We start from the raw sequence: 25,626 nt of genomic DNA on the forward strand, positions 1-25,626 counted from the left end.
GTTCCCGGCCGGTTTCCGTCCGGTCGGCGGCGCTCCGGCTGGCCGCCGGTGGGGGCGGGTACAGGGAGGCGGGCAGACCGGCGAGTGTACGGGACGGCTTGCGCCGGGATCCAACGAGTTTCCGGCCCGCCGCTCCCCCGGACACGGGGCTCCGCCCCGGACCCCGCTGCTCAAACGCCGCAGGGGCTTGAAATACCGGCAAAGCCCACAGGCCCTATGGTCGTCCCCATGACGGACCACGACTCCACGGCCACTCCGGATCTTCGTGAACGCTGGGCCCGTACCCTGCGCGCGGCAACCGCGGACAAGGACCTCGACCCGTATCCGTACGCCGACAACCTCCTGGCCCGGTGGTCCGAGCCGCAGCGCAAGTACCACACGGTCGACCACCTCACGGCGGTGCTCGACCACATCGACGTGCTGGAGGAGCACGCGGAGCGGCCCGAGCTCGTACGGCTCGCGGCCTGGTTCCACGACGCGGTGTACCGGCCCGACCGCTCGGAGAACGAGGAGCGCTCCGCCGCCCTCGCCGAGCGCGCGCTGGCGGAGGCCGGGATGGGTCCCGAGGACATCGCCGAGGTGGTCCGCCTCGTCCTTCTCACCGTCACGCACGACCCGGCCGAGGACGACACCGACGGCGAGGCGCTGTGCGATGCCGACCTGGCGATCCTGGCCGCACCCGCGCCCGCCTACGCCGCGTACACCAAGGCCGTCCGCGCGGAGTACGCCTTCGTGCCGGACGAGGCGTTCCGCGAGGGGCGGGCCGGGGTCCTGCGCCAACTCCTCGACCTGCCACGCCTGTTCCGGACCCCGCACGGCCGGTCCCACTGGGAGTCCGCGGCCCGCGAGAACCTGACCGCCGAGCTGGATCTGCTGACTCCCTGACCCGCCGGTCCGGGAATGCCATCCGTGACGTCCCGGTTGGCTCCTTACATGTCCCCACAGTCCAGCCCAGACTCCCCAGGCTCCACAGACCTCCGCTCGAACACCCGCATGCCCCTGGCCGTCTACATCCTCGGCCTCAGCGTCTTCGCCCTCGGGACCAGCGAGTTCATGCTCTCCGGGATCCTCCCCGCGGTCGCCGACGACATGGACGTCACGATCCCGCAGGCCGGGCTGCTGATCTCGGCCTTCGCGATCGGCATGGTGGTCGGCGCCCCGCTGCTCGCGGTGGCGACGCTGCGCCTGCCGCGCCGGACCACCCTGATCTCGCTCATCACGGTGTTCGGCCTGGGCCAGATCGCGGGCGCGCTCGCCCCGACCTACGCGATCCTGTTCGCCTCCCGCGTCGTCTCGGCCCTCGCCTGCGCCGGCTTCTGGGCGGTCGGCGCGGCGGTCGCCATCGCGATGGTGCCGGTGAACCAGCGGGCCCGCGCGATGGCCGTGATGATCGGCGGCCTGTCGATCGCGAACGTGCTCGGCGTCCCGGTCGGCGCGTTCCTCGGCGAAGGGCTCGGCTGGCGCGCCGCGTTCTGGGCGGTGGCCGCCGCCTCCGCGATCGCTCTCGTCGGCATCGTGACGCTCGTGCCGAAGATCCCCCTGCCGGACGAACGGCCGCGGCTCAAGCGGGAGTTGAGCATCTACGCGGACCGCCAGGTGTGGCTGTCCATCGCCATCACCGCGCTCGCCGCGGGCGGCGTCTTCTGCGCGTTCAGCTATCTCTCGCCGCTCCTGACGGACGTCGCGGGCCTGCCCGAGAGCTGGGTGCCCGCCGTGCTCGCCCTGTTCGGGTTGGGCGCTCTCGCCGGTACGACGCTCGGCGGGCGGATCGCCGACGCGCACCTCTTCGGGGTCCTGCTGACCGGCATCACCGCGTCCACCGTCTTCCTCGCGGCGCTCGCCGTGCTCGGCCACTTCGCGGTCGCGGCGGTGGCCCTGTCGTTCCTGCTCGGCTTCTCCGCCTTCTACACGGCACCGGCCCTCAACGCCCGGATGTTCAACGTCGCGGGCGCCGCCCCCACCCTGGCGGGCGCCACCACGACCGCCGCCTTCAACCTGGGCAACACGGGTGGCCCCTGGCTCGGCGGCACGGTGATCGACGCGGATCTCGGTTACCCGGCCACGGCGTGGGCCGGGGGCGCGATGACGGTGGTGGCGCTCGTGTTGACCGTGGCGTCGGTGCGGTTGCACCGGCATGCGAGGTCGAAGGTCGTCGCAGGTTCCGGGAGCGTGCCCGACGTCGCGGGGCTCCGCCCCGGACCCCGCGCCTCAAACTCCCCCAGCTAACGCTGGGAGGTACCCCCTGCAGGGCTTGATTTCACCGCCCCTTCCGCCTCCGCAGCCCCGCCTCCGTAAGCCTGCGCACCAGTTCCTTCGAGCCGATCTCGACCGCGCCCGCGCGCACCGCGTCCACGTACCGGTGCGACGGGAGGTCGTAATGGTCGCGCTCGAAGGCGCGCGGCGGAACGCCCAACCGCTCGGCGAACGCGTGGAGTTCGTCGTACGAGACATCGCTGACCAGGTGCGACCACATGCGGTCGTGCCCCGGCCAGTTCGGCGGGTCTATGTAGACCGTCACCCCGTCACCGACCCGAGGCCGCCGACCGGTGCCACGGTCACGCCCGCCTCCGAGCACACCCAGTGCGGGTCCGCGCCCAGCTCCGGCTCGACGTCCAGCGCGTGCGGGGCCTCCGCGCCCGAGCCGGGGCCGCACACCGGGCACAGCGGCCAGCGGCCGTGGCGCTCCAGGATCCCGTCCTGGACGTCCTGGGCGACGAGGCCGGTCACGAACTCCACCCCCTCCGGCCACTGCTCCACCCACCAGCGCCGCGAGACGATCGACTCCTCCACCAGCGAGACGATGTCCGAATCCGCGACGTCGCCCGCCTTCAGGTCCGCGAGCACGAGCGCGCGGGCCGCATGCAGGGCCTGCTCCAAGGGGCTGATGGTGTCCATGCAACCAATTGTGTGCCATACGGCACGGTCGAAGGACTCTTGACCCCGACCCCTCCCGAAAATATCTTTCATTACGTGAGCAATGACGTGAAGGAAAGTTTCGCGGGGGACGCGCCGCCGGCACCCGCCGCCCTCGCCGCCAAGGTGCGCACCCTCGCGCCGTCCATGACCCGCTCCATGCAGCGGGTCGCCGAGGCGGTCGCCGCGGACCCGGCCGGCTGCGCCGCCCTGACCGTCACCGGACTCGCCGAGCTCACCGGCACCAGCGAGGCCACGGTGGTCCGCACCGCCCGCATCCTCGGCTACCCCGGCTACCGGGATCTGCGCCTGGCGCTCGCCGGGCTCGCCGCCCAGCAGCAGTCGGGCCGGGCACCCGCCGTCACCGCGGACATCGCCGTCGACGACCCGCTGACCGACGTCGTCGCCAAGCTCGCCTACGACGAGCAGCAGACCCTCGCCGACACCGCCGCCGCACTCGACACCACGCAGCTCGGCGCCGCCGTGACCGCCATGGCGAGCGCGGGCCGCGTCGAGATCTACGGCATGGCGGCCTCCGGCCTCGTGGCCCAGGACCTCGCGCAGAAGCTGCTGCGCATCGGCCGGCACGCGTACGCGCACTCCGACCCGCACCTGGCCGTCCACAACGCGGTGACGCTCCGCTCGGGGGACGTGGCGGTGGCGATCACCCACTCCGGCACCACCGGCGACGTGATCGAACCGCTGCGGGTCGCCTTCGAGCGCGGCGCCACCACGATCGCGATCACCGGCCGCCCCGGCAGCCCGGTCTCCCAGTACGCCGACCACATACTGACCACGTCCATCGCCCGCGAGAGCGAGCTGCGCCCCGCGGCGATGTCCTCCCGGACCAGCCAGCTCCTGGTCGTGGACTGCCTCTTCGTGGGCATCGCCCAACGCACCTACGAAACGGCCGCGCCCGCGCTCTCCGCGTCGTACGAGGCCCTGGCCCACCGCCACCGGTCCGCTCCGCGGGGCGGCCGCCAGTGATGCCCGCCGCACCGCCACGGGGCTCCGCCCCGGACCCCGCGCCTCAATCGCCGGCGGGGCTTGATAGATCAAGCCCCGCCGAGCTTGATGGATCAAGTCCCGCTGAGCTTGGTGGATCAAGCCCCTGCGGCGATTGAGCAGCGGGGTCCGGGGCAGCGCCCCGGGACCGCAACTCCGGCCCACCGCAACAGAACCCTCCCGCCCACACAGAGAGCCGCCCCCCGATGACCGCCACCCCAGACGCCCCCTACGCCGACCTCCGCGCCCAGCTCGACACGCTCACGACGGAGGCGTTCCGCCCGGAACTCGCCGAGATCGACCAGCTCTCCACGCAGGAGATCGCGAAGCTGATGAACGGCGAGGACGCCTCCGTGCCCACCGCCGTCGCCGCCCAGCTCCCGCAGATCGCCGCCGCGATCGACGGCATCGCCGAGCGCATGGCCCGCGGCGGCCGCCTCGTCTACGCGGGCGCCGGCACCGCGGGCCGGATGGGCGTCCTCGACGCCTCCGAGTGCCCGCCCACCTTCAACACGTGGGACGGCCAGGTCGTCGGCCTGATCGCGGGCGGCCCCTCCGCCATGGTCAAGGCCGTCGAGGGCGCCGAGGACTCCAAGGAGCTCGCGGCCGCCGACCTGGACGGCATCGACCTCACCGCGAACGACATCGTCGTCGGCATCTCGGCCTCGGGCCGCACCCCGTACGCGATCGGCGCCGTCGAGCACGCCCGCGCCCGCTACGGCGCGCTCACCGTCGGCCTGTCCTGCAACGCGGACAGCGCGCTCGCCGGCGCCGCGGACCACGGCATCGAGGTCGTCGTCGGCCCCGAGCTGCTCACCGGATCCACCCGCCTGAAGGCGGGCACGGCCCAGAAGCTCGTGCTCAACATGCTGTCGACGATCTCCATGATCCGGCTCGGCAAGACGTACGGAAACCTCATGGTCGACGTGCGTGCCTCCAACGAGAAGCTGCGGGCCCGCTCCCGCCGCATCGTCTCCCTCGCCACCGGCGCAGACGACGCCGCCATCGAGGCCGCGCTCGCCGCGACCGACGGCGAGGTCAAGAACGCCATCCTCGTCGTCCTCGGCGACGTCGACGGCCCCACCGCCGACCGGCTCCTCACGGAGTCCGACGGCCACCTGCGCGCCGCGCTCGCGGCCGCCGCCACCAAGTAGTCCCCGCCCATCCCCGAGCACCACCTGCACAGCAAGGCAAGACGCACCATGGCCGATAACACCGAGAACAAGAACCGCGCCGTCGCCGCCGCGATCCTCCCGCTCGTCGGCGGCGCAGCGAACGTCACCTCCGTGGTCCACTGCATGACCCGGCTCCGGCTGGGTCTCGCGGACCGTTCGCTCGTCCAGGACGAGGCGCTCAAGGCGCTTCCCGACGTCATGGGCGTCGTCGAGGACGAGACGTACCAGATCGTCCTCGGGCCGGGGAAGGTCGCCCGGGTCACGCCCGAGTTCGAGACCCTGGTGGAGGAGGGCAAGGCAGCCGCCCCGGCGCCCGCCCCCGCCTCGCCCGGCGCCTCCGCGGACGACCTCGCCTCCCAGGGCGCGGCGATCAAGGCGCAGCAGAAGGCGAAGAACGCCACCCCGTTCAAGCTGTTCCTGCGCAAGATCGCCAACATCTTCGTGCCGTTGATCCCGGCGCTGATCGGCTGCGGCATCATCGCCGGCCTCAACGGCCTGATGATCAACCTGGGCTGGCTGCCGTCGGTCACCCCGGCGCTCGCCGCGATCGCCTCCGGCTTCATGGCGCTGATCGCCGTGTTCGTCGGCTACAACACCGCCAAGGAGTTCGGCGGTACGCCGATCATCGGCGGTGCCGTCGCGGCGATCATCGTCTACCCGGGCGTCGCCGAAATCTCCGCGTTCGGGCACAAGCTCTCCCCCGGCCAGGGCGGTGTGCTCGGCGCGCTCGGCGCGGCGGTGCTCGCGGTCTACATCGAGAAGTGGTGCCGCAAGTGGGTGCCCGAGTCGCTCGACGTGCTGGTCACTCCCACCCTCACCGTTCTGATCTCCGGCCTGGTCACGATCTTCGGCCTGATGTTCGTGGCGGGCGAGGTCTCCACCGCCATCGGCACGGGTGCCAACTGGCTCCTGGAGAACACCGGCGTCTTCGCCGGCGCGGTCCTCGGCGGCCTCTTCCTCCCGCTGGTGATGCTCGGCCTGCACCAGGCCCTGATCCCCATCCACACCACGCTGATCGAGCAGCAGGGCTACACCGTCCTCCTGCCCATCCTGGCGATGGCGGGCGCGGGCCAGGTCGGCGCGGCGATCGCCGTCTTCAAGAAGCTCAAGCACAACACGTCGATCCGCAAGACCATCAAGTCGGCGCTCCCCGCGGGCTTCCTGGGCGTCGGTGAGCCCCTGATCTACGGTGTCTCGCTGCCGCTCGGCCGCCCCTTCATCACGGCGTGCGTCGGCGGCGCCGCGGGCGGCGCGTTCATCGGCGTCTTCTCGATGCTCGGCACCCAGGTCGGCTCGACGGCCATCGGCCCGTCCGGCTGGGCCTTGTTCCCGCTCCTCGACGGCAACAAGGGACTCGGGCTGACCTGCGCGGTCTACCTGGGCGGCCTGCTCGTCGGCTACGTCGTCGGCTTCCTGGCGACGTACTACTTCGGCTTCACCGACGAGATGATGCTGGAGTTCAACCGGGACGTGAACACGGGCGAATCCCCCGAGGCCCGCGCCGAGGAAGGCCCTTCGGCCCCGGCCCTGGACCCGGACCCCGAACCGAAGGAACCCGCGAAGGTCTGACCCGCTCCACATGCGGCGGGCCCCGCCCTCCCGCATCCTGAGCGCATGGCTGACAGCACCCTTTCGAAGATCTCCTGGACCGAGTTCCGCCCGGACCGGCGCCGGCTGACCGCGGGGGCGGCGCTCACCGGTGTCGGCACCCTCACCGCGATGGCCGGGGTCGGCGTCCTCGTCTACGAACTGGCCCGCGCGGGCCGCAGCTGGACCGGCTCCTGGGAGGTCCCGCCCTCCGAGCTGGCCACCCGCGCCCTCCACCAGGCCCAGGCAGTAGCAACCAGCGCCACGCGCGCGGGCCGCGACACCTGGAAGTCCTACCAGGAGAACGCCGCGTAGACGCCCCCCGCACGGGGCTCCGCCCCGGACCCCGCTGCTCAATCGCCGCAGGGGCTTGATCCATCAAGCCCCTGCGGCGGATTGATCTATCAAGCCCCGCCGGCGTTTGAGGCGCGGGGTCCGGGGCGGAGCCCCGAGAGCGCAACCACGGCTGGGCAGGCGAAAACGCCCGAGGGCGGCACCATCTCGCGAAGAGACGGTGCCGCCCTCGAGTTACGGACGACCTGAACCGAGACGGCTCAGAAGTCCATGTCACCGCCCGGCATGCCGCCACCGGCCGGCGCAGCGCCCGCCTTCTCCGGCTTGTCGGCGATAACGGCCTCGGTGGTGAGGAACAGCGCGGCGATCGACGCGGCGTTCTGCAGCGCGGAGCGCGTCACCTTGGCGGGGTCGATGATGCCTTCGGCGATCATGTCGACGTAGTCACCCGTGGCGGCGTTCAGACCGTGACCGACGGTCAGGTTGCGCACCTTCTCCACGACGACGCCACCCTCGAGACCACCGTTGACGGCGATCTGCTTGAGCGGGGCCTCCAGGGCGAGCTTCACGGCGTTGGCGCCGGTCGCCTCGTCACCCTCGAGCTCCAGCTTCTCGAACACCGCGGAGGCCTGGAGGAGAGCCACGCCACCACCGGCGACGATGCCCTCTTCGACGGCCGCCTTCGCGTTGCGAACGGCGTCCTCGATGCGGTGCTTGCGCTCCTTGAGCTCGACCTCGGTGGCCGCGCCCGCCTTGATGACGGCCACGCCGCCGGCAAGCTTGGCGAGGCGCTCCTGGAGCTTCTCGCGGTCGTAGTCCGAGTCGCTGTTCTCGATCTCGGCACGGATCTGGTTGACGCGACCCTGGACCTGGTCGCTCTCACCGGAGCCGTCGACGATCGTCGTCTCGTCCTTGGTGATGACGACCTTGCGGGCGCGACCGAGCAGGTCGAGACCGGCGTTCTCCAGCTTGAGGCCGACCTCCTCGGAGATGACGGTGCCGCCCGTGAGGATGGCGATGTCGCCGAGCATGGCCTTGCGGCGGTCACCGAAGCCCGGGGCCTTGACGGCGACGGACTTGAAGGTGCCACGGATCTTGTTGACGACCAGGGTCGACAGGGCCTCGCCCTCGACGTCCTCGGCGATGATCAGCAGCGGCTTGCCGGACTGCATGACCTTCTCGAGCAGCGGAAGGAGGTCCTTCACGTTGCCGATCTTCGAGTTGACGATCAGGATGTACGGGTCCTCGAGCGAGGCCTCCATACGCTCCATGTCGGTGGCGAAGTACGCCGAGATGTAGCCCTTGTCGAAGCGCATACCCTCGGTGAGCTCGAGCTCCAGACCGAAGGTCTGGGACTCCTCGACGGTGATGACGCCTTCCTTGCCGACCTTGTCCATGGCCTCGGCGATGAGCTCGCCGATCTGGGTGTCGGCGGCGGAGATGGAGGCGGTGGAGGCGATCTGCTCCTTGGTCTCCACCTCCTTGGCCTGCTCGAGCAGGGCGGCGGAGACTGCCTCGGTGGCCTTCTCGATGCCGCGCTTGAGGGCCATCGGGTTGGCGCCGGCGGCTACGTTGCGAAGGCCTTCGCGAACGAGCGCCTGGGCCAGGACGGTCGCGGTCGTCGTGCCGTCACCGGCGACGTCGTCCGTCTTCTTCGCGACCTCCTTGACCAGCTCGGCGCCGATCTTCTCGTACGGGTCCTCGAGCTCGATCTCCTTGGCGATGGACACACCATCGTTGGTGATCGTGGGGGCGCCCCACTTCTTCTCGAGGACGACGTTGCGACCCTTGGGGCCCAGGGTCACCTTGACGGCGTCGGCGAGCTGGTTCATGCCGCGCTCGAGGCCGCGCCGTGCCTCCTCGTCGAACGCGATGATCTTGGCCATGTGAAGTGGTCCTCCCGGACGGGGTGGAAATGCAAACGGATCGTGCCGGCGCCCGCGACGGACGGCCTGCGAGCCTTGTGGTTCCTTGCCCCACTCGGCCTGCGGACCTCACCGACCCGACCCAAGTTCTGTCACTCTCCATCGGAGAGTGCTAAGCCCAATGATTAGCACTCGACCCCCACGAGTGCAAGGTGCTCTCCTGAACGCGAACGTCCCCGGGGCAGCACGAACCGGGCAGCACGAAGGGCCCGCCCCCCGGTCAACCGGGAGACGAGCCCTCCACGACGTGCGACGTGCAAGCTTGCAGTCTGACGCGCGCGTTCAGCCGGCGGCCACGCGGACCATGTCGGCCTGCGGCCCCTTCTGGCCCTGCGAGATCTCGAATTCAACTCGCTGACCCTCTTCGAGGGTGCGGTAGCCGTCCATCTGAATCGCGCTGTAGTGGACGAAAACATCCGCACCACCGTCGACCGCGATGAAGCCGTACCCCTTCTCCGCGTTGAACCACTTGACGGTGCCCTGAGCCATGCCTAACTCCCCTATTACTGGCCCTTGCGCAGGACCGCACTTCGCGGACCCGGGTCAGACCTCACGCCCCATGGGATATGGGGGTGTGCGCCGGAACGCGTCGACCGCGGCTGAATGTATCTGCCCGACTGCCGTCTGCAACAGGTCAATCGGACGAGAATTCTGGGCACACCAGATCGGGGAAACCGGGCCAACTCACCGGATTCCAGGGCAAGTCGGGCCGCGTAAATGCCGTAAAAGGCCCGAAAGGGCTGGACACTTTGGCTACTTCTTGTCGGGCCGCGGGCGAGAACTCATATGCGCCCGTCATGCACCGCGCGGAGAAACGCAGCAGCTTCCCCAACTGTACCGCGCTCAACCATGCAGAATTGCCCCCTCCGCTTCTCTCGCGGAGGGGGCAATTCGGTTAACTCTGTATGGACCTACAAGATCAGCCGCCGGCGACGGCCGGAATGATCGAGACACCGGCGCCGTCCGGCGTCGCCGTTTCGAGGCCCTGCTCGAAGCGGACGTCGTCGTCGTTCACGTAGACGTTCACGAAGCGGCGCAGCTTGCCCTGGTCGTCGAGGACGCGGGCGGCGATGCCGGTGTGGTTCTTCTCGAGGTCGGCGATGACGTCGGCGAGGGTGGCACCCTCGGCCGCGACCTCGGACTGCCCGCCGGTGTAGGTGCGCAGGATGGTGGGGATACGAACGTTGACGCTCATGGCGGTAACTCCTGTTGCTACAAGTGTCGGTCGGACTCAGAGGTCGGCGGCGAGGCCGGCTTCGCGGAACGCGTCCAGGCTCGGCCGGATGGTGGCGGTGGCCTGCGAGGAATCGGCAACCGCGTCCAGCGTCTTGAGCCCGTCACCGGTGTTCAGGACGACGGTGGTGAGCGACGGGTCGATCTGGCCCGCCTCGATGAGCTTCTTCGTGACGCCCAGCGTGACGCCACCCGCCGTCTCGGCGAAGACGCCCTCCGTCTGCGCGAGCAGCTTGATCGCGTCGACGACCTGCTCGTCGTTCACGTCCTCCACGGCGCCGCCGGTGCGGCGCGCGATGTCGAGGACGTACGGGCCGTCGGCCGGGTTGCCGATGGCGAGGGACTTGGCGATGGTCGTCGGCTTCTGCGGGCGGACCACGTCGTGGCCGCCCTTGTAGGCGACGGAGACCGGGGAGCAGCCCTCGGCCTGGGCGCCGAAGAGCTTGTAGGGCTTGTCCTCGACGAGACCGAGCTTGATGAGCTCCTTGAGCCCCTTGTCGATCTTCGTGAACTGCGAGCCGGACGCGATCGGGATGACCAGCTGGTCCGGGAGCTGCCAGCCGAGCTGCTCGCAGATCTCGTACGCGAGCGTCTTGGAGCCCTCGCCGTAGTACGGGCGGAGATTTACGTTCACAAAGCCCCAGCCCTCGCCCAGCGGGTCGCCGATGAGCTCGGAGCAGAAGCGGTTCACGTCGTCGTAGTTGCCCTCGATGGCGACGAGGTCACCGCCGTAGACACCGGCCATGACGACCTTGCCCTGCTCCAGGTCGTGCGGGATGAACACGCAGGACCGGAAGCCGGCACGGGCGGCCGCGGCGCCGACGGCGCCGGCCAGGTTGCCGGTGGAGGAGCAGGAGAGCGTGGTGAAGCCGAAGGCGCGGGCGGCCTCGATGGCCTGCGCGACGACGCGGTCCTTGAAGGAGTGCGTGGGGTTGCCGGAGTCGTCCTTGACGAACAACTTGCCCTGCTCGACGCCGAGTTCACGGGCGAGGTTGTCGGCCTTGACGAGCTTGGTCCAGCCGGGGTTCAGGTTCGGCTTCTCGGCGACGTCGGCCGGGACGGGCAGCAGCGGAGCGTAACGCCAGATGTTGGCGGGGCCGGCCTCGATCTGCTTGCGGAGCGCCTCGGGGTCACCGACGGGGAGGTCGTATGCGACTTCCAGGGGACCGAAACACTCGGCGCAGGCGAAGACGGGGCCGAGCGGGACGACGGCGCCGCACTCGCGGCAGGAGAGGCCGGAGGCCGGACCCAGGTCGACGGCGACGGCGGTTTCGGTGGCGACAGTCTGTACAGCCATGAGAGGCGAGGCCCTTTCTCCTCATCTTCCTCGCGACGCATCTCGCCACGAGACGGAATTGGCACCTTCCCGAGCCGGGAGCCTCGCGACGTCGACAGTGACAGTCGTACGAGACCGGCTGGATGGTTGCCGGGGCTTCAACGGGCCGTATCCCTCTGCCCCTCTGGATGAGCGGTATTCGATTGTGTGGATTCAGTTGTGTACGGCAGGCGACCCCCGACATGCGATGGTCACCGGCCTTGTTCAAGACTGTAACCGAAGGCCCGGACCCTTGAGATAGTCGTCCGAACCGCGAGATGGATCACATGAGGGTCCTGAGGGAAGGAACCCAGACCGTGCTGGAAGAGGTCGAGCGCTGGCTGAACAGGCGCTCCTGGTCCGTGACGGAGCACCCCTTGCACCGGTTGGTCGCCGCCAAGCACGCGTCGGGACAGACGGTGAGTGTCGTACTGCCCGCGCTGAACGAGGAGGAGACGGTCGGCGAGATCGTCTCCGAGATCCGGCGGACGCTGATGACGGACGCGGTGCCGCTCGTCGACGAGCTCGTCGTGATCGACTCCGGCTCCACCGACCGCACCTCCGAGGTCGCGGCGGCGGCCGGGGCGCGCGTCGAGCACCGGGACGCGATCCTGCCGCGGATCCCGGTCAGGCCCGGCAAGGGTGAGGTGCTGTGGCGCTCCCTGTTCGTCACTTCCGGTGACATCGTGTGCTTCGTCGACGCCGATCTGAGGGAATTCTCCGCGGACTTCGTCTCCGGGATCGTCGGGCCGCTGCTCACCGAGCCGGGCGTGGACTTCGTGAAGGCGATGTACGACCGCCCGCTGGCCGGGGCCGCCGGGCAGGGCGGCCGGGTGACCGAGCTGATGGCGCGGCCGATCCTCAATCTGCACTGGCCCCAACTGGCCGGATTCGTCCAGCCGTTGGGCGGCGAGTACGCGGCCCGGCGCTCGCTGCTCGAACGGCTCCCGTTCCCCGTCGGATACGGCGTGGAGCTCGGCCTGCTCGTGGACGCGCTGCACACCGTGGGCCTGGACGCGCTCGCCCAGGTCGACGTCGGCGTGCGCAAGCACCGGCACCAGGACGGGCAGGCGCTGGGCAGGATGGCGGCGGCGATCTACCGCACCGCGCAGCTGCGCCTCGCCCGCGGGCACCTCATCAGGCCGGTGCTCACGCAGTTCGAGCGCGGTGCGGACGGCTTCGAGCCGCGCACCCACCCGGTCGACACGGAGGAGCGCCCGCCGATGATCGAAATCGGTGAGTATGCGGAGCGTCGCGTGGCGTAACCGCCCCATAATCGTATGTTTTGCCTAAATTGCCCCTTATGCTGCTCAGACATCTCAAGGGCAAGGCGGCCTGTGCCGTCACAGCCGCCCTCGCCGCCTGCCTGACGGGCCTGGCACCGATTCCCGCCTCCGCGGATGTGGTCTCCCCCTTCGCCAAGCGCTACGACGAATCGATCTACGGCGACTTCAAGACCATCGGCAACACGGTCATGGGCTGCCCGACGGACGACGCGAGCATGGCCGCGCGCTGCGCCGTCGCCGCGAACGGCGAGGGCAAGGACAACAACAACACCTTCGTCATGCAGCGGATCAACACCGCCGGGACGACGGACGGCTACGGCTCCAGCACCGGCCGGGTCACCGTCCCGCCCGGCGCCGAGGTCGCCTACGCCCGCCTCTTCTACGGCGGCAACGACGGCACGTACAAGGGTCCGAGCGGGGCCCAGCTGAAGCGCTGCGACATCTCCGGCGCCGATGTGGACCCCTCGCCCGGCGACCCGCTGGACGCGACCCCCGCGGTCGGCGTGAACGGCGCGGCCCCGACCAAGGTCTCCCCCGAGAACCTGGTCCAGGACCCCGCCTCCACCAACGGCCCGCACTACTACACGGGCGAGGCCGACGTCACCGACCTGTTCAACGGGGTCACCGGCACGGGCACCCCGGTGCCGGTCTCGGTCGGTGACATCTGGGCGCCGACCGGCAAGGGCTGCGTGGCCGGCTGGTCGATGACGGTCGTCTACAAGTACGAAGGACCGAACGACGCCTACGCGCCGGACCGCCGCAACGTCTACATCTACGGCGGCCACGTCCTGCAGCGCTCCACCTCCCCGGCCACCCGGGTCACCGTGGACGGCTTCTACCGGACCTCGGGCACCCCGCGGGCCAGCGTCACCGCGTACGAGGGCGACTGGAACACGCCGGGCGACAGGTTCGCGGTCGGCGGCCAGAACATCCCCGAGGCGCACACCGGCAACACCAACAACTTCTTCATCTCCGAGGACGACGGCGCCCTCGACCCGAAGATGATCAACAACCTGAGCATCGACGCGAAGGAGTTCGACGTCACGGGCGGCGGCTCCACGCGGGCCGCCGGGGCCGAGCCGATCCCGGTCGGCTCGACCTCCACCACGCTCGACTTCTCCACCAAGGGCGACACCTACGTCCCCTCGGCGCTCGCCCTGTCCGTCCCGGTGCCCGACCTGGAGATCTCCAAGACGGCGAGCCCCGCGAAGGTGCGGCCCGGCGACACGGTCACGTACACGGTGAAGGCGAAGAACGTCAGCCGACTGCCGTACCCCAACGCCAAGTTCACCGACGACCTCACCGAGAACCTCGACGACGCGACGTACAACGACGACGCGCAGGCGAGCATCGGGGACGTCTCCTACACCGAGCCGAAGATCAACTTCACCGGTGACATCCCGGCCGGACAGACCGCGACCGTCACCTACTCCGTGCAGGTCGACGACCCGGTGAGCGGCGACGGCAAGCTCACGAACAGCATCACCGCCGACACCCCGCGCACCAACTGCGAGGCGGGCTCCACGGACGCGCGGTGCGGCATCGCGCCCACCATCGAGCGGCAAGCGCCTGCGCCGTCGCCGTCGTCGAGCAGCCCCTCGCCGACTCCCAAGCCCTCGCCGACCCCGTCGACGGGCAGCCAGAGCCCGCAGGCCCGGCCCACCCCGCCGAACCCGCCGAGCGCCGGCGAGATGGCCGAGACCGGCACCGGCTCGCAGCTGCCGCTGTACGCCGGGCTCGCCATCACCCTGTGCGGGCTCGGCGCGCTGATCCTCGCCGCCGTCCGCGGCCGCAAGGACTGACCCCGCCGCAGGTGTCGTATACGGCCGGGCCCCGTCGGGGCCCGGCCTTACGTTTGAACGTTTCCGGGCCGGGCTAGCGTGCCCGTATGAGTTCCACGACGCATGGTGCTGCTGAGGTTCTCGTCGCGTCCAACCGCGGCCCGGTCTCGTACGTCCTCGACGACGCGGGAGGGATCGCGGCGAAGCGTGGCGGGGGCGGTCTGGTGTCGGCGCTGAGCGTCGTCGAGGACAAGCTCTGGGTGTGCTCGGCGCTGAGCGAGGGCGACCGGGAGGCGGTGCGGCGCGGGGTCGCCGAGCCGGGAGTGCGGATGCTGGACATCGACGCCGAGGTGCACGCGGACGCGTACAACGGGATCGCGAACTCGGTGCTGTGGTTCGTGCACCACATGCTGTACCAGACACCCCTGGAGCCCGCGTTCGGCCCGGAGTTCCGCAGGCAGTGGGCGTCCTACGAGGCGTACAACCGGGCCTTCGCCGAGGCGCTCGCCGAGGAGGCGGCGCCGGGCGCGACGGTGGTCGTGCAGGACTATCACCTGGCGCTGGTGCCGGGGATGCTCCGCGAACTCCGCGGCGACCTGCGGATCGGGCACTTCTCGCACACGCCCTGGGCGCCCGTCGACTACTTCCGGATGCTGCCCGACGACATCGCCGAGCAGGTGCTCAGGGGCATGCTCGGAGCCGACCGCTGTGCGTTCCTGACCCGGCGCTGGGCGGACGCCTTCACCGACTGCTGTACGCATCTCGTCGGCGGCACGTCCGGGACCCGGATCGGGGTGCACGGGCTCGGCGCGGACGCGGACTTCCTGCGCGAGCGCGCGCACCGTGACGACGTGGAGGAACGGCTCGCGGCGCTGCGCGCGCAGATCGGCGCGGACCGCAAGGTCATCGTGCGGGTGGACCGTACCGAGCTGTCGAAGAACATCGTGCGGGGGCTCCAGGCGTACGAGCTGCTGCTGGAGTCCTCACCGGAGTGGCGGGAGCGGGTCGTGCACGTCGCGTTCGCCTATCCGTCGCGGCAGGACCTGGCCGTGTACCGGGATTACACGGACGAGGTGGCTCGGGTCGCCGGGGCCATCAACTCCCGCTTCGGTACGGAGGGTTGGACACCGGTCGTGCTCCACGTGAAGGACGACTTCGCGCGCTCGCTCGCCGCGTACCGGATCGCCGACGTGGCCCTGGTGAACCCGATCCGGGACGGGATGAACCTGGTCGCCAAGGAGGTACCGGTCGTCTCCGACGACGGGTGCGTGCTGGTGCTCTCGCGGGAGGCGGGGGCGTACGAGGAGCTGGCCGAGGACGCGCTGACCGTCAACCCCTATGACGTGAGCGGGACTTCACGGGCCCTCGCGGAGGCGCTCGCCATGCCGTGGGACGAGCGGGCGGAGCGCACAAAGCGGCTCGCCGCCGCGGCGACGGCGCTGCCGCCGGGGGCGTGGTTCCTCGGCCAGCTAGAGGCGCTGCGCCAGGGCTGAGAGGAAGGCGGCCAGGTCCGCGGGGCCCTCCACCAACAGGTCGGCCCTGTCGGCGAGTTCGGGCACGACCGTGTCCGCCGCCACCAGGAGGCCCGGCATGCCGTCGGAGCGCAGCTTCTCCACCGCCGCGAAGGCCGGGAGGTCGCCGAGGTCGTCGCCCGCGTAGAGGACGGACTCCGCGCCCACCTCCCGTACGTACTCGGTGAGCGCCGCGCCCTTGTCGACGCCGGGCGGGCGCAGCTCCAGGACCAGGCGGCCCGGCTCCACGATCAGGCCGTGCCGGGCGGCGAGTTCCGACAGCGGCTCGCGGAGGGTGTCGAAGGCCGCTTGCGGGTCGTGCGCGCGGCGCGTGTGGACCGCGACGGCGCGGCCCTTCTCCTCGATGTACGTGTCGTGCCAGAGGTTCGACTCGGCGAGTACGCCGGGGAGTTCGGCGCGGACGGTGGCCACGCCCGGGTGCGGGGCGGGGGCGCTGACCGTGCCGGTGACGGCGTCCCAGCGTTCGGAGCCGTAGTGCCCGAGGACGACGAGGTGTTCCAGGCCGGGGACGCCCGCGAAGCCGCCGTGGCGGACCGCGACGCTCGCCGGGCGGCCCGTGATGACCGCGATCGCGGCGACCTTCGGGGCGAGGGCGGCGAGGGCCGGGACCACGTCGGGGTGGGCGCGGGCCTGCTCGGGGTCCGGGACGATGGGGGCGAGGGTGCCGTCGAAGTCGATGGCGATCACGCTCCGCTCGGGGCGGGCGATGATCTTAGCCAGGCCGTCGCGGCCGGCGGTCGTCCGGGGAGCGTGCTCGTTCCTGACCATGCCGTCGACGATAGCCGTGCCATCCCTACGTCACGGGGCTCTGCCCCGGACCCCGCGCCTCAATCGCCGGCGGGGCTTGATATTTCAAGCCCCGCTCTTGGACGAGAGCCAGCGGGGTATGGGGCAGAGCCCCAAGCCCAGCCACGGGTGGGGCTAGCGCTCACGGCGCCGTGCCTCCCGGACGCGGCGCAGGCGGTTCACCGTGACCGGGGCGAATTCCAGGGCCCTGGCGTCGTCGAGGAGCGCGTTCAGGAGCTGGTAGTAGCGGACCGGCGCCAGGTCCAACTCCTCGCGGATCGCCCGCTCCTTGGCGCCCGGCGAGGGCCAACCGCGGCCCTCGAACGTGAGCACCGCGCGCTCGCGGTCACCGAGAGGATCCATGCGCGTCACGCTACTCCGCGGACTCCGCGGCCGCCGCGTCGTTCTGGATCGCGCCGAGGGTGCCCGCCGCGCTGCCCTGCGGCGTCACGGTGGAGCCGATCTGCTTCTTGATCTCGGCGCTGACCTCGGGCCAGGACGTCTTGTTGGCCGGGTAGTACGTGGCGCCCGCGAGTTCGTCGATGAACGGGCGCAGGGCCTTGTCCTTGGGCGAGGACGTCATGGCGTTCGACGCGGAGACCGTCACCGGCGCGACGGTGTACTTGCGGGAGAAGTCGAGGACGTTCTTCTTGTTGTAGGCGTAGTCGAGGAACGCCCCGGTCTCCTTGGGGTGGCCGCCCTGCTTGAACGCCATCATCCAGTCGGTGACGCCCATCGTGGACCTGGGCGTGCCGTCGGGTCCGGGGATCGCCACGTCGCCGTAGGAGACGCCCTTCGACTTGGCCATGTTCATCAGCGTGGGGTGGCCGGACAACATGCCGACCTGGCCCTTGGCGAAGGCCTGGAAGGCGGGGGTGCGGTTGAGCTCGCCGGGGGCGGTCGGGCCGGTGAGGCCCTTGGTGACCAGGTTGTTCTTGAGCCAGGACATGGCCTCGACGTTCTTCTTGTCGTCGAGGGCGTAGCTGCCGACGTTGTCGGTGTAGCCGCCGCCGTTGCTGAGCATCCAGATCAGCGTCTCGGCCTGCGCCTCTTCCGTGCCGAGCGGCAGTGCGAAGGGGTAGCGCACGCCCTGCGCCTTGAGCGCCTTGGCGTCGGACACGAGGTCGGCCCAGGTCTTCGGCGGCGTGATGCCCGCCTGGGTGAAGAGCTTCTTGTTGTAGAAGAGGCGGCGCGTGGAGGCGGCGAACGGCATGCCGTACTGCGCGCCCTTGATCTCCCCCGCCTGGCTCATCTGGCCGACGAAATCGGCCTGGACCGGCACGGAAAGCAGCTTGTCGACGGAGTACAGCTTGCCCGCCGCGGCGTAGTCGGCGTACGCGCCGATCTGCGCCATGTCGGGCGCGTGGCCCGCGGCGACCATGTCCTTGACCTTCTTGTCGACGACGTCCCAGGAGTGGACGTCGACGTCGACCTTGATGTTCGGGTGCTGCTTCTCGAAGCCGGCGGCGAGGTCGTCCCAGTACTTCTGCGAGCCGTTGGCCTCGGAGTCGCCGTAGTCGGCCGCGACCAGCTTCAGCGTGACGGCGTCGGAGCCGCCGCTTCCACAGGCGGTGAGCAGCGACGACGCGGCCACCACCCCGAGCGCGGCCGCCACGGTCAGAGCCGTCCTCCCCTTGCGCACTGCCGCACTCCAACGTGTCCCTCGCGCCACAGGCCTGTCCCATGGTCCCCCAGAAGGTCTACACCACATGAGCACCGGAGCGGAAACGTGGGGGGACTGGACTAGACCTCTCAAGGGTGAACGCGCGAGACTGTCCCCCGTGAAACATGTCATCGCCCTGGACGTGGGCGGCACCGGGATGAAGGCCGCCCTGGTCGGGACCGACGGCAACCTGCTGCACCAGGCGCGCCGGGCGACCCGGCGCGAGCGCGGCGCCGACGCGGTCGTGGAGTCGATCCTCGACTTCGCCGCCGAACTGCGCGCGTACGGCGAGCGGCATCTCGGCGAGCCCGCCCACGCCGCCGGGGTCGCGGTGCCCGGCGTCGTGGACGAGGGGGACGGCATCGCCCTGTTCGCGGCCAACCTCGGCTGGCGCGACGTCCCCATGCGGGCCCTGCTCAGCGAGCGGCTCGGCGGCATCCCCGTGGCACTCGGCCACGACGTGCGCACCGGCGGGCTCGGCGAGGGACGGCTCGGGGCCGGCAAGGACGCCGACCGGTTCCTGTTCCTGCCGCTCGGCACCGGGATCGCGGGCGCCATCGGCATCGAAGGACGCATCGAACCCGGCGCGCACGGCTCCGCAGGCGAGATCGGCCATGTGGTCGTACGCCCCGGTGGCGTGGCCTGCGGCTGCGGTCAGCGCGGCTGCCTTGAGCGGTACGCCTCCGCCTCCGCGGTCACCCTGGCCTGGCAGGAGGCGAGCGGAGACGAGAAGGCGACCGCTGCGGACTGCGCGAAGGCCGTCGACGCGGGTGACCCGAAGGCGGGCCGGGTCTGGCAGGACGCGGTGGACGCGCTCGCCGACGGACTCGTGCTCGCACTCACTCTGCTGGACCCCCGCACGCTCATCATCGGTGGCGGGCTCGCCGAGGCCGGGGAAACCTTGTTCACACCCCTGCGTGCGGCCGTCGCGGAGCGCGTCACCTTCCAGGCGCTCCCCACGATCGTCCCGGCCGTCCTCGGGGACAGCGCCGGATGCCTGGGCGCGGGACTGCTCGCCTGGGACCTGCTCGCCGTCGACAACACGGAGGTAACCACCTGATGGCCACAGCAAAGGTGCTCACCGGCGCCAAGGTGGTACTGCCCACCGGGACCGTCACCGACGGACGCGTCATCGTCGACGGCACGAAGATCGCCGGAGTTGCCCCCGACGGCGCCGAGACCGTCGACCTGACCGGCCACTGGGTGGTGCCCGGCTTCGTCGACATGCACAACCACGGCGGCGGCGGCGCGTCCTTCACCTCCGGCGCGATCGACGAGATCCTCACGGGGGTGCGCACGCACCAGCAGCACGGCACGACCACGGCCGTCGCCTCCTTCGTCACCGGCGACATGGACTTCCTCGTCCAGCGCGCGGGGCTGCTCTCCGAACTGGCCGAGCACGGCGAGATCGCGGGCATCCACTTCGAGGGCCCGTTCATCTCGCCGTGCCGCAAGGGCGCCCACGACGAGACGCTGCTGCGCGACCCCGACCCGGCCGAGGTCCGCAAGCTGATCGACGCCGCCCGCGGCCAGGCCAAGATGGTCACCCTCGCCACCGAGCGGCCCGGCGGCATCGACTCCGTACGCCTCCTCGCCGAGCACGGCATCATCGCCGCGATCGGCCACACCGACGCGACGTACGAGCAGACGGTGGAGGCCATCGACGCGGGCGCCACGGTCGCCACGCACCTGTTCAACGCGATGCCCGGCCTCGGCCACCGCGACCCGGGGCCGATCGCGGCGCTCCTGGAGGACGACCGCATCACCGTCGAGCTGATCAACGACGGCACGCATCTGCACCCGGCCGCCCTGGAGCTGGCGTTCCATCACAAGGGCGCGGACAAGGTCGCGTTCATCACCGACGCGATGGACGCCGCCGGGTTCGGCGACGGTCGCTACATGCTCGGCCCGCTGGAGGTCGAGGTGAAGGACAGCGTGGCGCGGCTCGTGGAGGGCGGCTCCATCGCGGGCTCGACGCTGACGCTCGACCGGGCGTTCAAGCGGGCCGTGACGATCGACAAGCTGCCCGTCGAGGACGTCGTCCGGGCCATCTCCGCCAACCCGGCCCAACTGCTGGGCCTGTACGACAAGGTGGGCTCGCTGGAGCCCGGCAAGGACGCCGACCTCGTGGTCCTGGACGCGGAGTTCGAGGTCAAGGGCGTACTGCGCAAGGGCGAGTGGCTCGTACAGCCGTAACATCCCTCGTATACAAGGCGGTTGACCCGAGGCCTGGGCCAACCGCCTTGACTTTGGCATGATCAGGCCCCGTTACTGGAAGTACGCAAGGGGGGTGGGGTCCTGTGATCCTGACGGTCACGCTGAACACCGCACTCGACATCACGTACGGGGTGCGGTCCCTGCGCCCGCACGCCACGCACCGCGTCACCGAGGTCACCGAGCGCCCCGGCGGCAAGGGTCTGAACGTGGCGCGGGTGCTCGCGGCGCTCGGTCACGAGGTGGCCGTGACGGGATTCGTGGGCGGCGCGACGGGCCGCACGCTCCAGGACCAGCTGCTCGGCACCCCGGGTGTCGCGGACGCCCTGGTGCCCGTCTCCGGCGCGACCCGCCGCACGATCGCCGTCGCCGACGCCTCGACCGGTGACACGACGCAGCTCAACGAACCGGGCCCGACGATCACGCCCGCCGAGTGGGCGGCCTTCCAGGAGGCGTACGCGGATCTGCTGCGCTCGGCCTCCGCGGTGGCGCTGTGCGGCAGCCTGCCGCCGGGCGTCCCGGTCGGCGCCTACGCGACGCTCGTACGGGCCGCGCGGGCCGCCTCGGTCCCCGTCCTCCTCGACACCAGCGGCGAACCGCTGCGCCGCGGCGTCGCGGCCCGCCCCGACCTGGTGAAGCCGAACGCGGACGAGCTGGCCGAACTCACCGGCTCCCACGAGCCGTTGCAGGCCATGAAGGACGCGCGCCGGCGCGGCGCGCACGCGGTGGTCGCCTCGCTCGGCGCGGACGGGCTGTGCGCCCTGACGGCGGACGGCGAGTGGCGCGCCCCGGCCCCCGGACGACTGCGCGGCAACCCCACGGGCGCGGGCGACTCGGCGGTGGCCGGCCTGCTCTCCGGCCACGTCGACCATTTGCCGTGGCCACAGCGGTTGGCCCGAGCGGTGGCGCTGTCCGCGGCGACGGTGGTGGCGCCGGTGGCGGGCGAGTTCGACCGCGGCACGTACGAGGACCTGGTGGCCCGGGTGACGGTCGCCGAACAGGTCGGCGCGGCCTAATCCGTTCAAGCCCGATCAAGCCCCTGCGGCGATTGAGCAGCGGGGTCCGGGGCGGAGCCCCGGGGCGCTCGCCGGGTAGCCGGAGCTGGGCTTGGGGCTCTGCCCCGGACCCCGCTCCTCAATCGCCGGAGGGGCTTAATGGGGATCAGCTCTGCGCGAGCCACATCCGGTCGAAGTTGGCGTCGCACTTGTTGCCCTGCTCACAGGAGACCGTAATCGCGTTGGTCCCCTTGGTGAGCTGGACGATGGCCCACGTGTTCGTCCAGCCCTTCGCCCAGTCGCCTTCCTCGGCGCCGGCGAAGTTCTTCATGTTCAGCGGGCGGTCCTGCTTCTTGCCGTTCACGTCGATCGTGGCGTCGGAGTCCTTGCCGGGCACTCCGTAGTCGACGTACAGCTTGTACGCGCCGTCCTTCGGAATGTTGTTGACGGTCCAGGTCAGGCTCGCGCCCACCTTGTTGAACCCGGCGACGTACACCCCGCCGTCGGCCTTCGCGCCCTGCACGTCCGACGCGGTGGACGTGCCACCCGCCAGCTTCAGGGTCTTCGCGTCGGTCTTGGGCAGGTCGACCTTCGCGGGGGGCGCCGACTTCGAGGCCGTCTCACTCGGCTGCACCGACTCGGAACCGCCGGACGCCTTGCCGCCGGCCTCGCCCTTGTCATCGCCCGTGTCGTTGCTCACCATGGCGACGCCGATGCCGATGACGACGGCCGCGACCACGGCGACCGCGCCGATCAGGAGCGCCTTGGTGTTGGGACCGCGGCCCCTGCCACCACCGCGCATGGGCGCCGTCGGCGGACCCGGCTGGCTGGGAACGCCGCCGGGCATCGTCTCGGGAGCCTGGTAGTGCGCGTTCGGCTGCTGGTACGCCTGCGTCGGCTGCGTCGGCTGGGCCTGCCCGTACTGGCGCTCGCCGACCGTACGGATCTGGTTGCCCCGGTAGGAGGACCGCGAGCTCGGGTAGCCGTAGCCGTAGCCACCGCCCTCCGGCGGGGTCGCCCCGGCCGCCTGCCCGTCGGCGTACAGATAGCCGAACGGGTCGTCGCCCTCGGGCGTGGTGCTCCCGCTGTCGTTGCCGGGCGCCATCCCAGATCACTCCCTACACGTTGCTTACCTCGGCGAGGGTACCCGCTGCGAGTGACCCCACGACGTGGCCTTGACCTCACCGGGACCGCGGAACCGCGCCCAATGTAGGGGCTATCCGGCCCGCCTGTGCTGCTTACTACGGGATCTTTTCTCTACGTACATCCGCTGGTCAGCGGATTGCAGCACTTCCTCGGCCGTCATACCGCAGTGGGCCCAGCCGATGCCGAAACTGGCCCCTACCCGGACCGCCCTGCCATCCACTCGAATCGGCGGAATGATGGCGTTCCGCAACCTGACGGCGAGGTCCTGGGCGTCCTCGCGGCCGAGCCCGTCGGCGAGCACCACGAACTCGTCACCCCCGAGCCGGGCGACCGTGTCCCCGTCCCTTACGACGCTGGTCAGGCGGCGGGCGACCTCGATGAGGACGGCGTCGCCCGCGTTGTGCCCGAACCTGTCGTTGATCGACTTGAAGCCGTCGAGATCGCAGAAGAGGACGGCGAGGCCCTTCGTGCCGTTGTCGGCTCCGGAGGCCTCGTCGTGTTCGGGCGCGGCGACGTGCACATGGTGGTCGAAGCCGTCGAACCCCTCGTAGAGATTCGACTGGTGCGGGACGGGCGCGCCGAAGTCGAAGCCGATCCCGGCCCCGTCGTCGCCCATGGCGGCAGTGGCGCGGTGGTCGCCGTAGGCCGCGTCGAGGGAGTCGATGGCGCTGGGCCCGGGCTCGTACGGGCGACGGCACAGGCGGGCGGAGAGGCGGGCGCGCAGCTCCGCCGAGTTCGGCAGGCCGGTGAGCGAGTCGTGCGAGGCGCGGTGGGCGAGGTGCAGCTCGCGACGCTTGCGCTCCTCGATGTCCTCGACGTGGGTGAGCAGGAAGCGCGGCCCGTCGGCGGCGTCGGCGACCACCGAGTTGCGCAGGCTGACCCAGACGTACGTGCCGTCGCGGCGGGCGAGGCGCAGCTCCGCGCGGCCGCCCTCGGCGGAGGTGCGCAGCAGGGTGCCGATGTCCTCGGGGTGCACGAGGTCGGAGAACGAGTAGCGGCGCATGGCGGAGGCCGGGCGGCCGAGGAGGCGGCACAGCGCGTCGTTGGTCCGCAGGATCCGGCCGTGCTGGTCACCGCCCATTTCGGCGATCGCCATTCCGGAGGGGGCGTACTCGAAGGCCTGCCGGAAGCTTTCCTCACTGGCCCGCAGCGCCTGCTGCTCGCGCTCCAGGCGGACCAGGGCGCGCTGCATGTTGGACCGAAGGCGTGCGTTGCTGATCGCGATGGCGGCCTGGAAGGCGTACATCTGCAGGGCCTCGCGGCCCCAGGCGCCGGGGATGCGGCCGTTGCGCGGGCGGTCTACGGAGATCACGCCGATGAGTTCGCCACCGGAGGTCCCGGTCGCGTGCATGGGGGCGAACAGGCGGTCGGCGGGGTGCCACTCGTCCTCGAAGCGGGGCGGCGGTCCCGCGGTGAACCACTGCGGCACGTCGTCCTCGTCGAGCACCCAGCCCTCGGTGTGCGGTATGAAGCGCAGCTCGTCCCACTGCTGGCCCATGGCGAGGCGGCGGTCCCAGGCGGCGCGGGAGCCCACGCGTCCGGTGATCAGGGCCTCGGCCGCGGAGTTGCCCGCGAAGGCGGCGACGACCAGATCACCGTCGGGACGTACGAGGTTCACGCACGCCAGCTCGTAGCCGAGCCCGCTCACGACTCCGTCCGCGACGGTCTGCAGAGTGTCGGCCAGACTGCGGGCGGTGTTCATGTCCGCCATCACCTCGTGCAGCTGACGCAGGGTCGCAAGACGGACGTACGGCTCCGACTCGGTCTCCATGCTCAGTTCTCCCCGAGACCTCGACAGCACTCCAGAATTCGGATCGGTTCGCTTCGCACGTGCAGCAGCACGTTCATTAGCAGTGTCGACGCCACTGAATCACAGCGAGCTGTGCACCCGGTACACAGGGTCAACAAATTATGGCACCTGTGACTCAAGTCACAGCAGGAGATGAAGGATTGGGGTGCATTACAGGGTGGGTTCTGTGCGTTTCCTGAACACGAACCGCGCCCATGGTCCTAGGACCGGCCTCGGCCATCGGCCCGATGCGGGGCGCGTGGGGCCGAAGCTAGCGTTGAAGGCGTGTTGAAGACGTCCCCCGCCACTTCCGTCCCTTCCGTCCCCTCCCCCACAGCCCCCTCCGGGCATGCTGAGGGGGTGAGCAACGACGAGTTCCGCGCCGCCCTGTCCCGCCTGGCCGCAGGCGTCGTCCTGCTGACCTCGCACGAGCCGCAGCTCGACCCCGACGGGCCGGCCGGCGAGGACGCGGGCATGACGGCGACGGCCTTCATGTCCGTCTCCCTCGACCCGCCCCTGGTGATGGTGTCGCTGCGCAACAGTTCCCGTATGGACGACCTCCTGGACGAGCAGCCGCTGTGGGGGGTCTCGGTCCTCTCGGAGTCCCAGAGCCACATCGCCGGCCGCTTCGCCATGAAGGGCCGGCTCAGCGACCGCCTCCTGTTCCAGGACATCCCGTACGTACGCGGCAAGCACACGGGCGCTCCGCTGGTGGGCGGGGCGCTGGCGACGCTGGAGTGCCGCACGGAGAACACGGTCGCGGCGGGCGACCACACGTTGGTCATCGGCCGGGTGCTGAGCGCTGCGCTGCCGAGTGCGGAGGGCGGACCGCTGATGTACTTCCGCGGCCGGTACCGAAGCCTGGGCTAGGCCTTCGGCCGGGGTGGGCATTTCAAGCCCCTGCGGCGGTCTGGGCAAATCAAGCCTCAGCGGCGGTCTGGGCAAATCAAGCCCCTGCGGCGATTGAGCAGCGGGGTGGGGGGGGGG

The 25,626-nt window shown here is 70.7% G+C and carries 24 protein-coding genes and 1 riboswitch; of the genes, 13 read left to right on the top strand and 11 right to left on the bottom strand.

What is annotated here, in order from left to right; all coding sequences use genetic code 11:
• Window positions 1–228 precede the first annotated feature (228 nt).
• Complete coding sequence (locus OKJ99_RS20250; RefSeq protein ID WP_326018267.1) at window positions 229–885, top strand: HD domain-containing protein; 657 nt, start codon at window positions 229–231, stop codon at window positions 883–885.
• A 108-nt stretch (window positions 886–993) separates the two neighbouring features.
• Complete coding sequence (locus OKJ99_RS20255) at window positions 994–2,226, top strand: Cmx/CmrA family chloramphenicol efflux MFS transporter (protein ID WP_326018269.1); 1,233 nt, start codon at window positions 994–996, stop codon at window positions 2,224–2,226.
• A gap of 31 nt (window positions 2,227–2,257) precedes the next feature.
• Here OKJ99_RS20255 and OKJ99_RS20260 read toward each other — a convergent pair whose 3' ends face one another.
• Together OKJ99_RS20260 and OKJ99_RS20265 are read right to left on the bottom strand one after the other, a co-directional pair.
• Window positions 2,258–2,518 (bottom strand): DUF4031 domain-containing protein, encoded by a 261-nt coding sequence (locus tag OKJ99_RS20260; protein WP_326018271.1) that lies wholly within the window; start codon window positions 2,516–2,518, stop codon window positions 2,258–2,260.
• Window positions 2,515–2,895, bottom strand: coding sequence for a hypothetical protein (locus tag OKJ99_RS20265; RefSeq protein ID WP_326018273.1), 381 nt, complete (start codon window positions 2,893–2,895; stop codon window positions 2,515–2,517). Before OKJ99_RS20265 ends, OKJ99_RS20260 begins: the two co-directional genes overlap by 4 nt.
• A gap of 75 nt (window positions 2,896–2,970) precedes the next feature.
• Between OKJ99_RS20265 and OKJ99_RS20270 the strand changes: the two genes are divergently transcribed.
• From OKJ99_RS20270 to OKJ99_RS20285, 4 genes are all read left to right on the top strand, one after another.
• Window positions 2,971–3,900: a MurR/RpiR family transcriptional regulator gene (locus OKJ99_RS20270; RefSeq protein ID WP_326018275.1), complete on the top strand. Its 930-nt coding sequence runs from the start codon at window positions 2,971–2,973 to the stop codon at window positions 3,898–3,900.
• A gap of 224 nt (window positions 3,901–4,124) precedes the next feature.
• Window positions 4,125–5,072: an N-acetylmuramic acid 6-phosphate etherase gene (gene murQ, locus OKJ99_RS20275; protein WP_326018276.1), complete on the top strand. Its 948-nt coding sequence runs from the start codon at window positions 4,125–4,127 to the stop codon at window positions 5,070–5,072.
• A 48-nt stretch (window positions 5,073–5,120) separates the two neighbouring features.
• Window positions 5,121–6,662 carry a PTS transporter subunit EIIC gene (locus OKJ99_RS20280; protein WP_326018277.1) on the top strand — a complete coding sequence of 514 codons (1,542 nt, stop codon included), beginning with the start codon at window positions 5,121–5,123 and terminating at the stop codon, window positions 6,660–6,662.
• Window positions 6,663–6,707: 45 nt separating this feature from the next.
• Entirely contained in the window at window positions 6,708–6,995 is a 288-nt protein-coding gene (locus OKJ99_RS20285; RefSeq protein ID WP_326018279.1) for a hypothetical protein, read from the top strand.
• 239 nt (window positions 6,996–7,234) lie between these two features.
• Here the strand turns inward: OKJ99_RS20285 and groL are convergent, their stop codons facing one another.
• The 4 genes from groL to thrC all read right to left on the bottom strand — a co-directional run bounded on the left by groL (window position 7,235) and on the right by thrC (window position 11,429).
• Window positions 7,235–8,860, bottom strand: coding sequence for a chaperonin GroEL (groL, locus tag OKJ99_RS20290; protein ID WP_326018281.1), 1,626 nt, complete (start codon window positions 8,858–8,860; stop codon window positions 7,235–7,237).
• Between the two features lie 321 nt (window positions 8,861–9,181).
• Window positions 9,182–9,388 (bottom strand): cold-shock protein, encoded by a 207-nt coding sequence (locus OKJ99_RS20295; protein WP_030576453.1) that lies wholly within the window; start codon window positions 9,386–9,388, stop codon window positions 9,182–9,184.
• Window positions 9,389–9,818: 430 nt separating this feature from the next.
• Window positions 9,819–10,094, bottom strand: coding sequence for a ubiquitin-like small modifier protein 1 (locus tag OKJ99_RS20300; protein WP_326018284.1), 276 nt, complete (start codon window positions 10,092–10,094; stop codon window positions 9,819–9,821).
• Window positions 10,095–10,130: 36 nt separating this feature from the next.
• On the bottom strand, window positions 10,131–11,429 hold the full coding sequence (gene thrC / locus OKJ99_RS20305; protein ID WP_326018286.1) for a threonine synthase: 1,299 nt from the start codon (window positions 11,427–11,429) through the stop codon (window positions 10,131–10,133).
• Between the two features lie 18 nt (window positions 11,430–11,447).
• Window positions 11,448–11,603: riboswitch (SAM riboswitch) on the bottom strand.
• 161 nt (window positions 11,604–11,764) lie between these two features.
• Here thrC and OKJ99_RS20310 point away from each other — a divergent pair.
• From OKJ99_RS20310 to OKJ99_RS20320, 3 genes are all read left to right on the top strand, one after another.
• Window positions 11,765–12,712, top strand: a complete 948-nt coding sequence (locus OKJ99_RS20310) for a glucosyl-3-phosphoglycerate synthase (protein ID WP_326018288.1) — start codon at window positions 11,765–11,767, stop codon at window positions 12,710–12,712.
• Window positions 12,713–12,750: 38 nt separating this feature from the next.
• Complete coding sequence (locus OKJ99_RS20315; protein WP_326018290.1) at window positions 12,751–14,535, top strand: DUF7927 domain-containing protein; 1,785 nt, start codon at window positions 12,751–12,753, stop codon at window positions 14,533–14,535.
• 86 nt (window positions 14,536–14,621) lie between these two features.
• The gene (locus OKJ99_RS20320) at window positions 14,622–16,007 is read left to right on the top strand and encodes an alpha,alpha-trehalose-phosphate synthase (UDP-forming) (protein ID WP_326018292.1); all 1,386 of its coding nucleotides are present in this window, start codon (window positions 14,622–14,624) and stop codon (window positions 16,005–16,007) included.
• On the opposite strand, the gene otsB is transcribed toward OKJ99_RS20320, so the two are convergent.
• The 3 genes from otsB to OKJ99_RS20335 all read right to left on the bottom strand — a co-directional run bounded on the left by otsB (window position 15,984) and on the right by OKJ99_RS20335 (window position 18,474).
• A complete protein-coding gene (otsB, locus tag OKJ99_RS20325; protein WP_326018294.1) occupies window positions 15,984–16,814 on the bottom strand; it encodes a trehalose-phosphatase in 831 nt (276 codons plus the stop codon). The two genes, OKJ99_RS20320 and otsB, sit on opposite strands and share 24 nt — an antisense overlap.
• A 153-nt stretch (window positions 16,815–16,967) precedes the next feature.
• A complete protein-coding gene (locus OKJ99_RS20330) occupies window positions 16,968–17,195 on the bottom strand; it encodes a DUF3263 domain-containing protein (protein ID WP_326018296.1) in 228 nt (75 codons plus the stop codon).
• 10 nt (window positions 17,196–17,205) lie between these two features.
• Window positions 17,206–18,474 carry an ABC transporter substrate-binding protein gene (locus OKJ99_RS20335; RefSeq protein ID WP_326018298.1) on the bottom strand — a complete coding sequence of 423 codons (1,269 nt, stop codon included), beginning with the start codon at window positions 18,472–18,474 and terminating at the stop codon, window positions 17,206–17,208.
• A gap of 139 nt (window positions 18,475–18,613) precedes the next feature.
• Here OKJ99_RS20335 and OKJ99_RS20340 point away from each other — a divergent pair, with 139 nt between their 5' ends.
• From OKJ99_RS20340 to OKJ99_RS20350, 3 genes are all read left to right on the top strand, one after another.
• Window positions 18,614–19,555: an ROK family protein gene (locus OKJ99_RS20340; RefSeq protein ID WP_326018300.1), complete on the top strand. Its 942-nt coding sequence runs from the start codon at window positions 18,614–18,616 to the stop codon at window positions 19,553–19,555.
• The gene (nagA, locus tag OKJ99_RS20345; protein ID WP_326018302.1) at window positions 19,555–20,691 is read left to right on the top strand and encodes an N-acetylglucosamine-6-phosphate deacetylase; all 1,137 of its coding nucleotides are present in this window, start codon (window positions 19,555–19,557) and stop codon (window positions 20,689–20,691) included. The genes OKJ99_RS20340 and nagA overlap by 1 nt, the downstream gene beginning before the upstream one ends.
• A gap of 104 nt (window positions 20,692–20,795) precedes the next feature.
• Window positions 20,796–21,725 carry a 1-phosphofructokinase family hexose kinase gene (locus tag OKJ99_RS20350; protein WP_326018304.1) on the top strand — a complete coding sequence of 310 codons (930 nt, stop codon included), beginning with the start codon at window positions 20,796–20,798 and terminating at the stop codon, window positions 21,723–21,725.
• Between the two features lie 145 nt (window positions 21,726–21,870).
• On the opposite strand, the gene OKJ99_RS20355 is transcribed toward OKJ99_RS20350, so the two are convergent.
• Window positions 21,871–22,809, bottom strand: a complete 939-nt coding sequence (locus OKJ99_RS20355) for a carbohydrate-binding protein (RefSeq protein ID WP_326018306.1) — start codon at window positions 22,807–22,809, stop codon at window positions 21,871–21,873.
• A 111-nt stretch (window positions 22,810–22,920) separates the two neighbouring features.
• Entirely contained in the window at window positions 22,921–24,621 is a 1,701-nt protein-coding gene (gene cdgB, locus OKJ99_RS20360) for a diguanylate cyclase CdgB (RefSeq protein ID WP_326018308.1), read from the bottom strand.
• A gap of 306 nt (window positions 24,622–24,927) precedes the next feature.
• Here cdgB and OKJ99_RS20365 point away from each other — a divergent pair, with 306 nt between their 5' ends.
• Complete coding sequence (locus OKJ99_RS20365; protein WP_326018325.1) at window positions 24,928–25,509, top strand: flavin reductase family protein; 582 nt, start codon at window positions 24,928–24,930, stop codon at window positions 25,507–25,509.
• Window positions 25,510–25,626: the final 117 nt, after the last annotated feature.

This window comes from Streptomyces endophyticus (assembly GCF_035798155.1).
GTDB lineage: Bacteria > Actinomycetota > Actinomycetes > Streptomycetales > Streptomycetaceae > Streptomyces > Streptomyces endophyticus.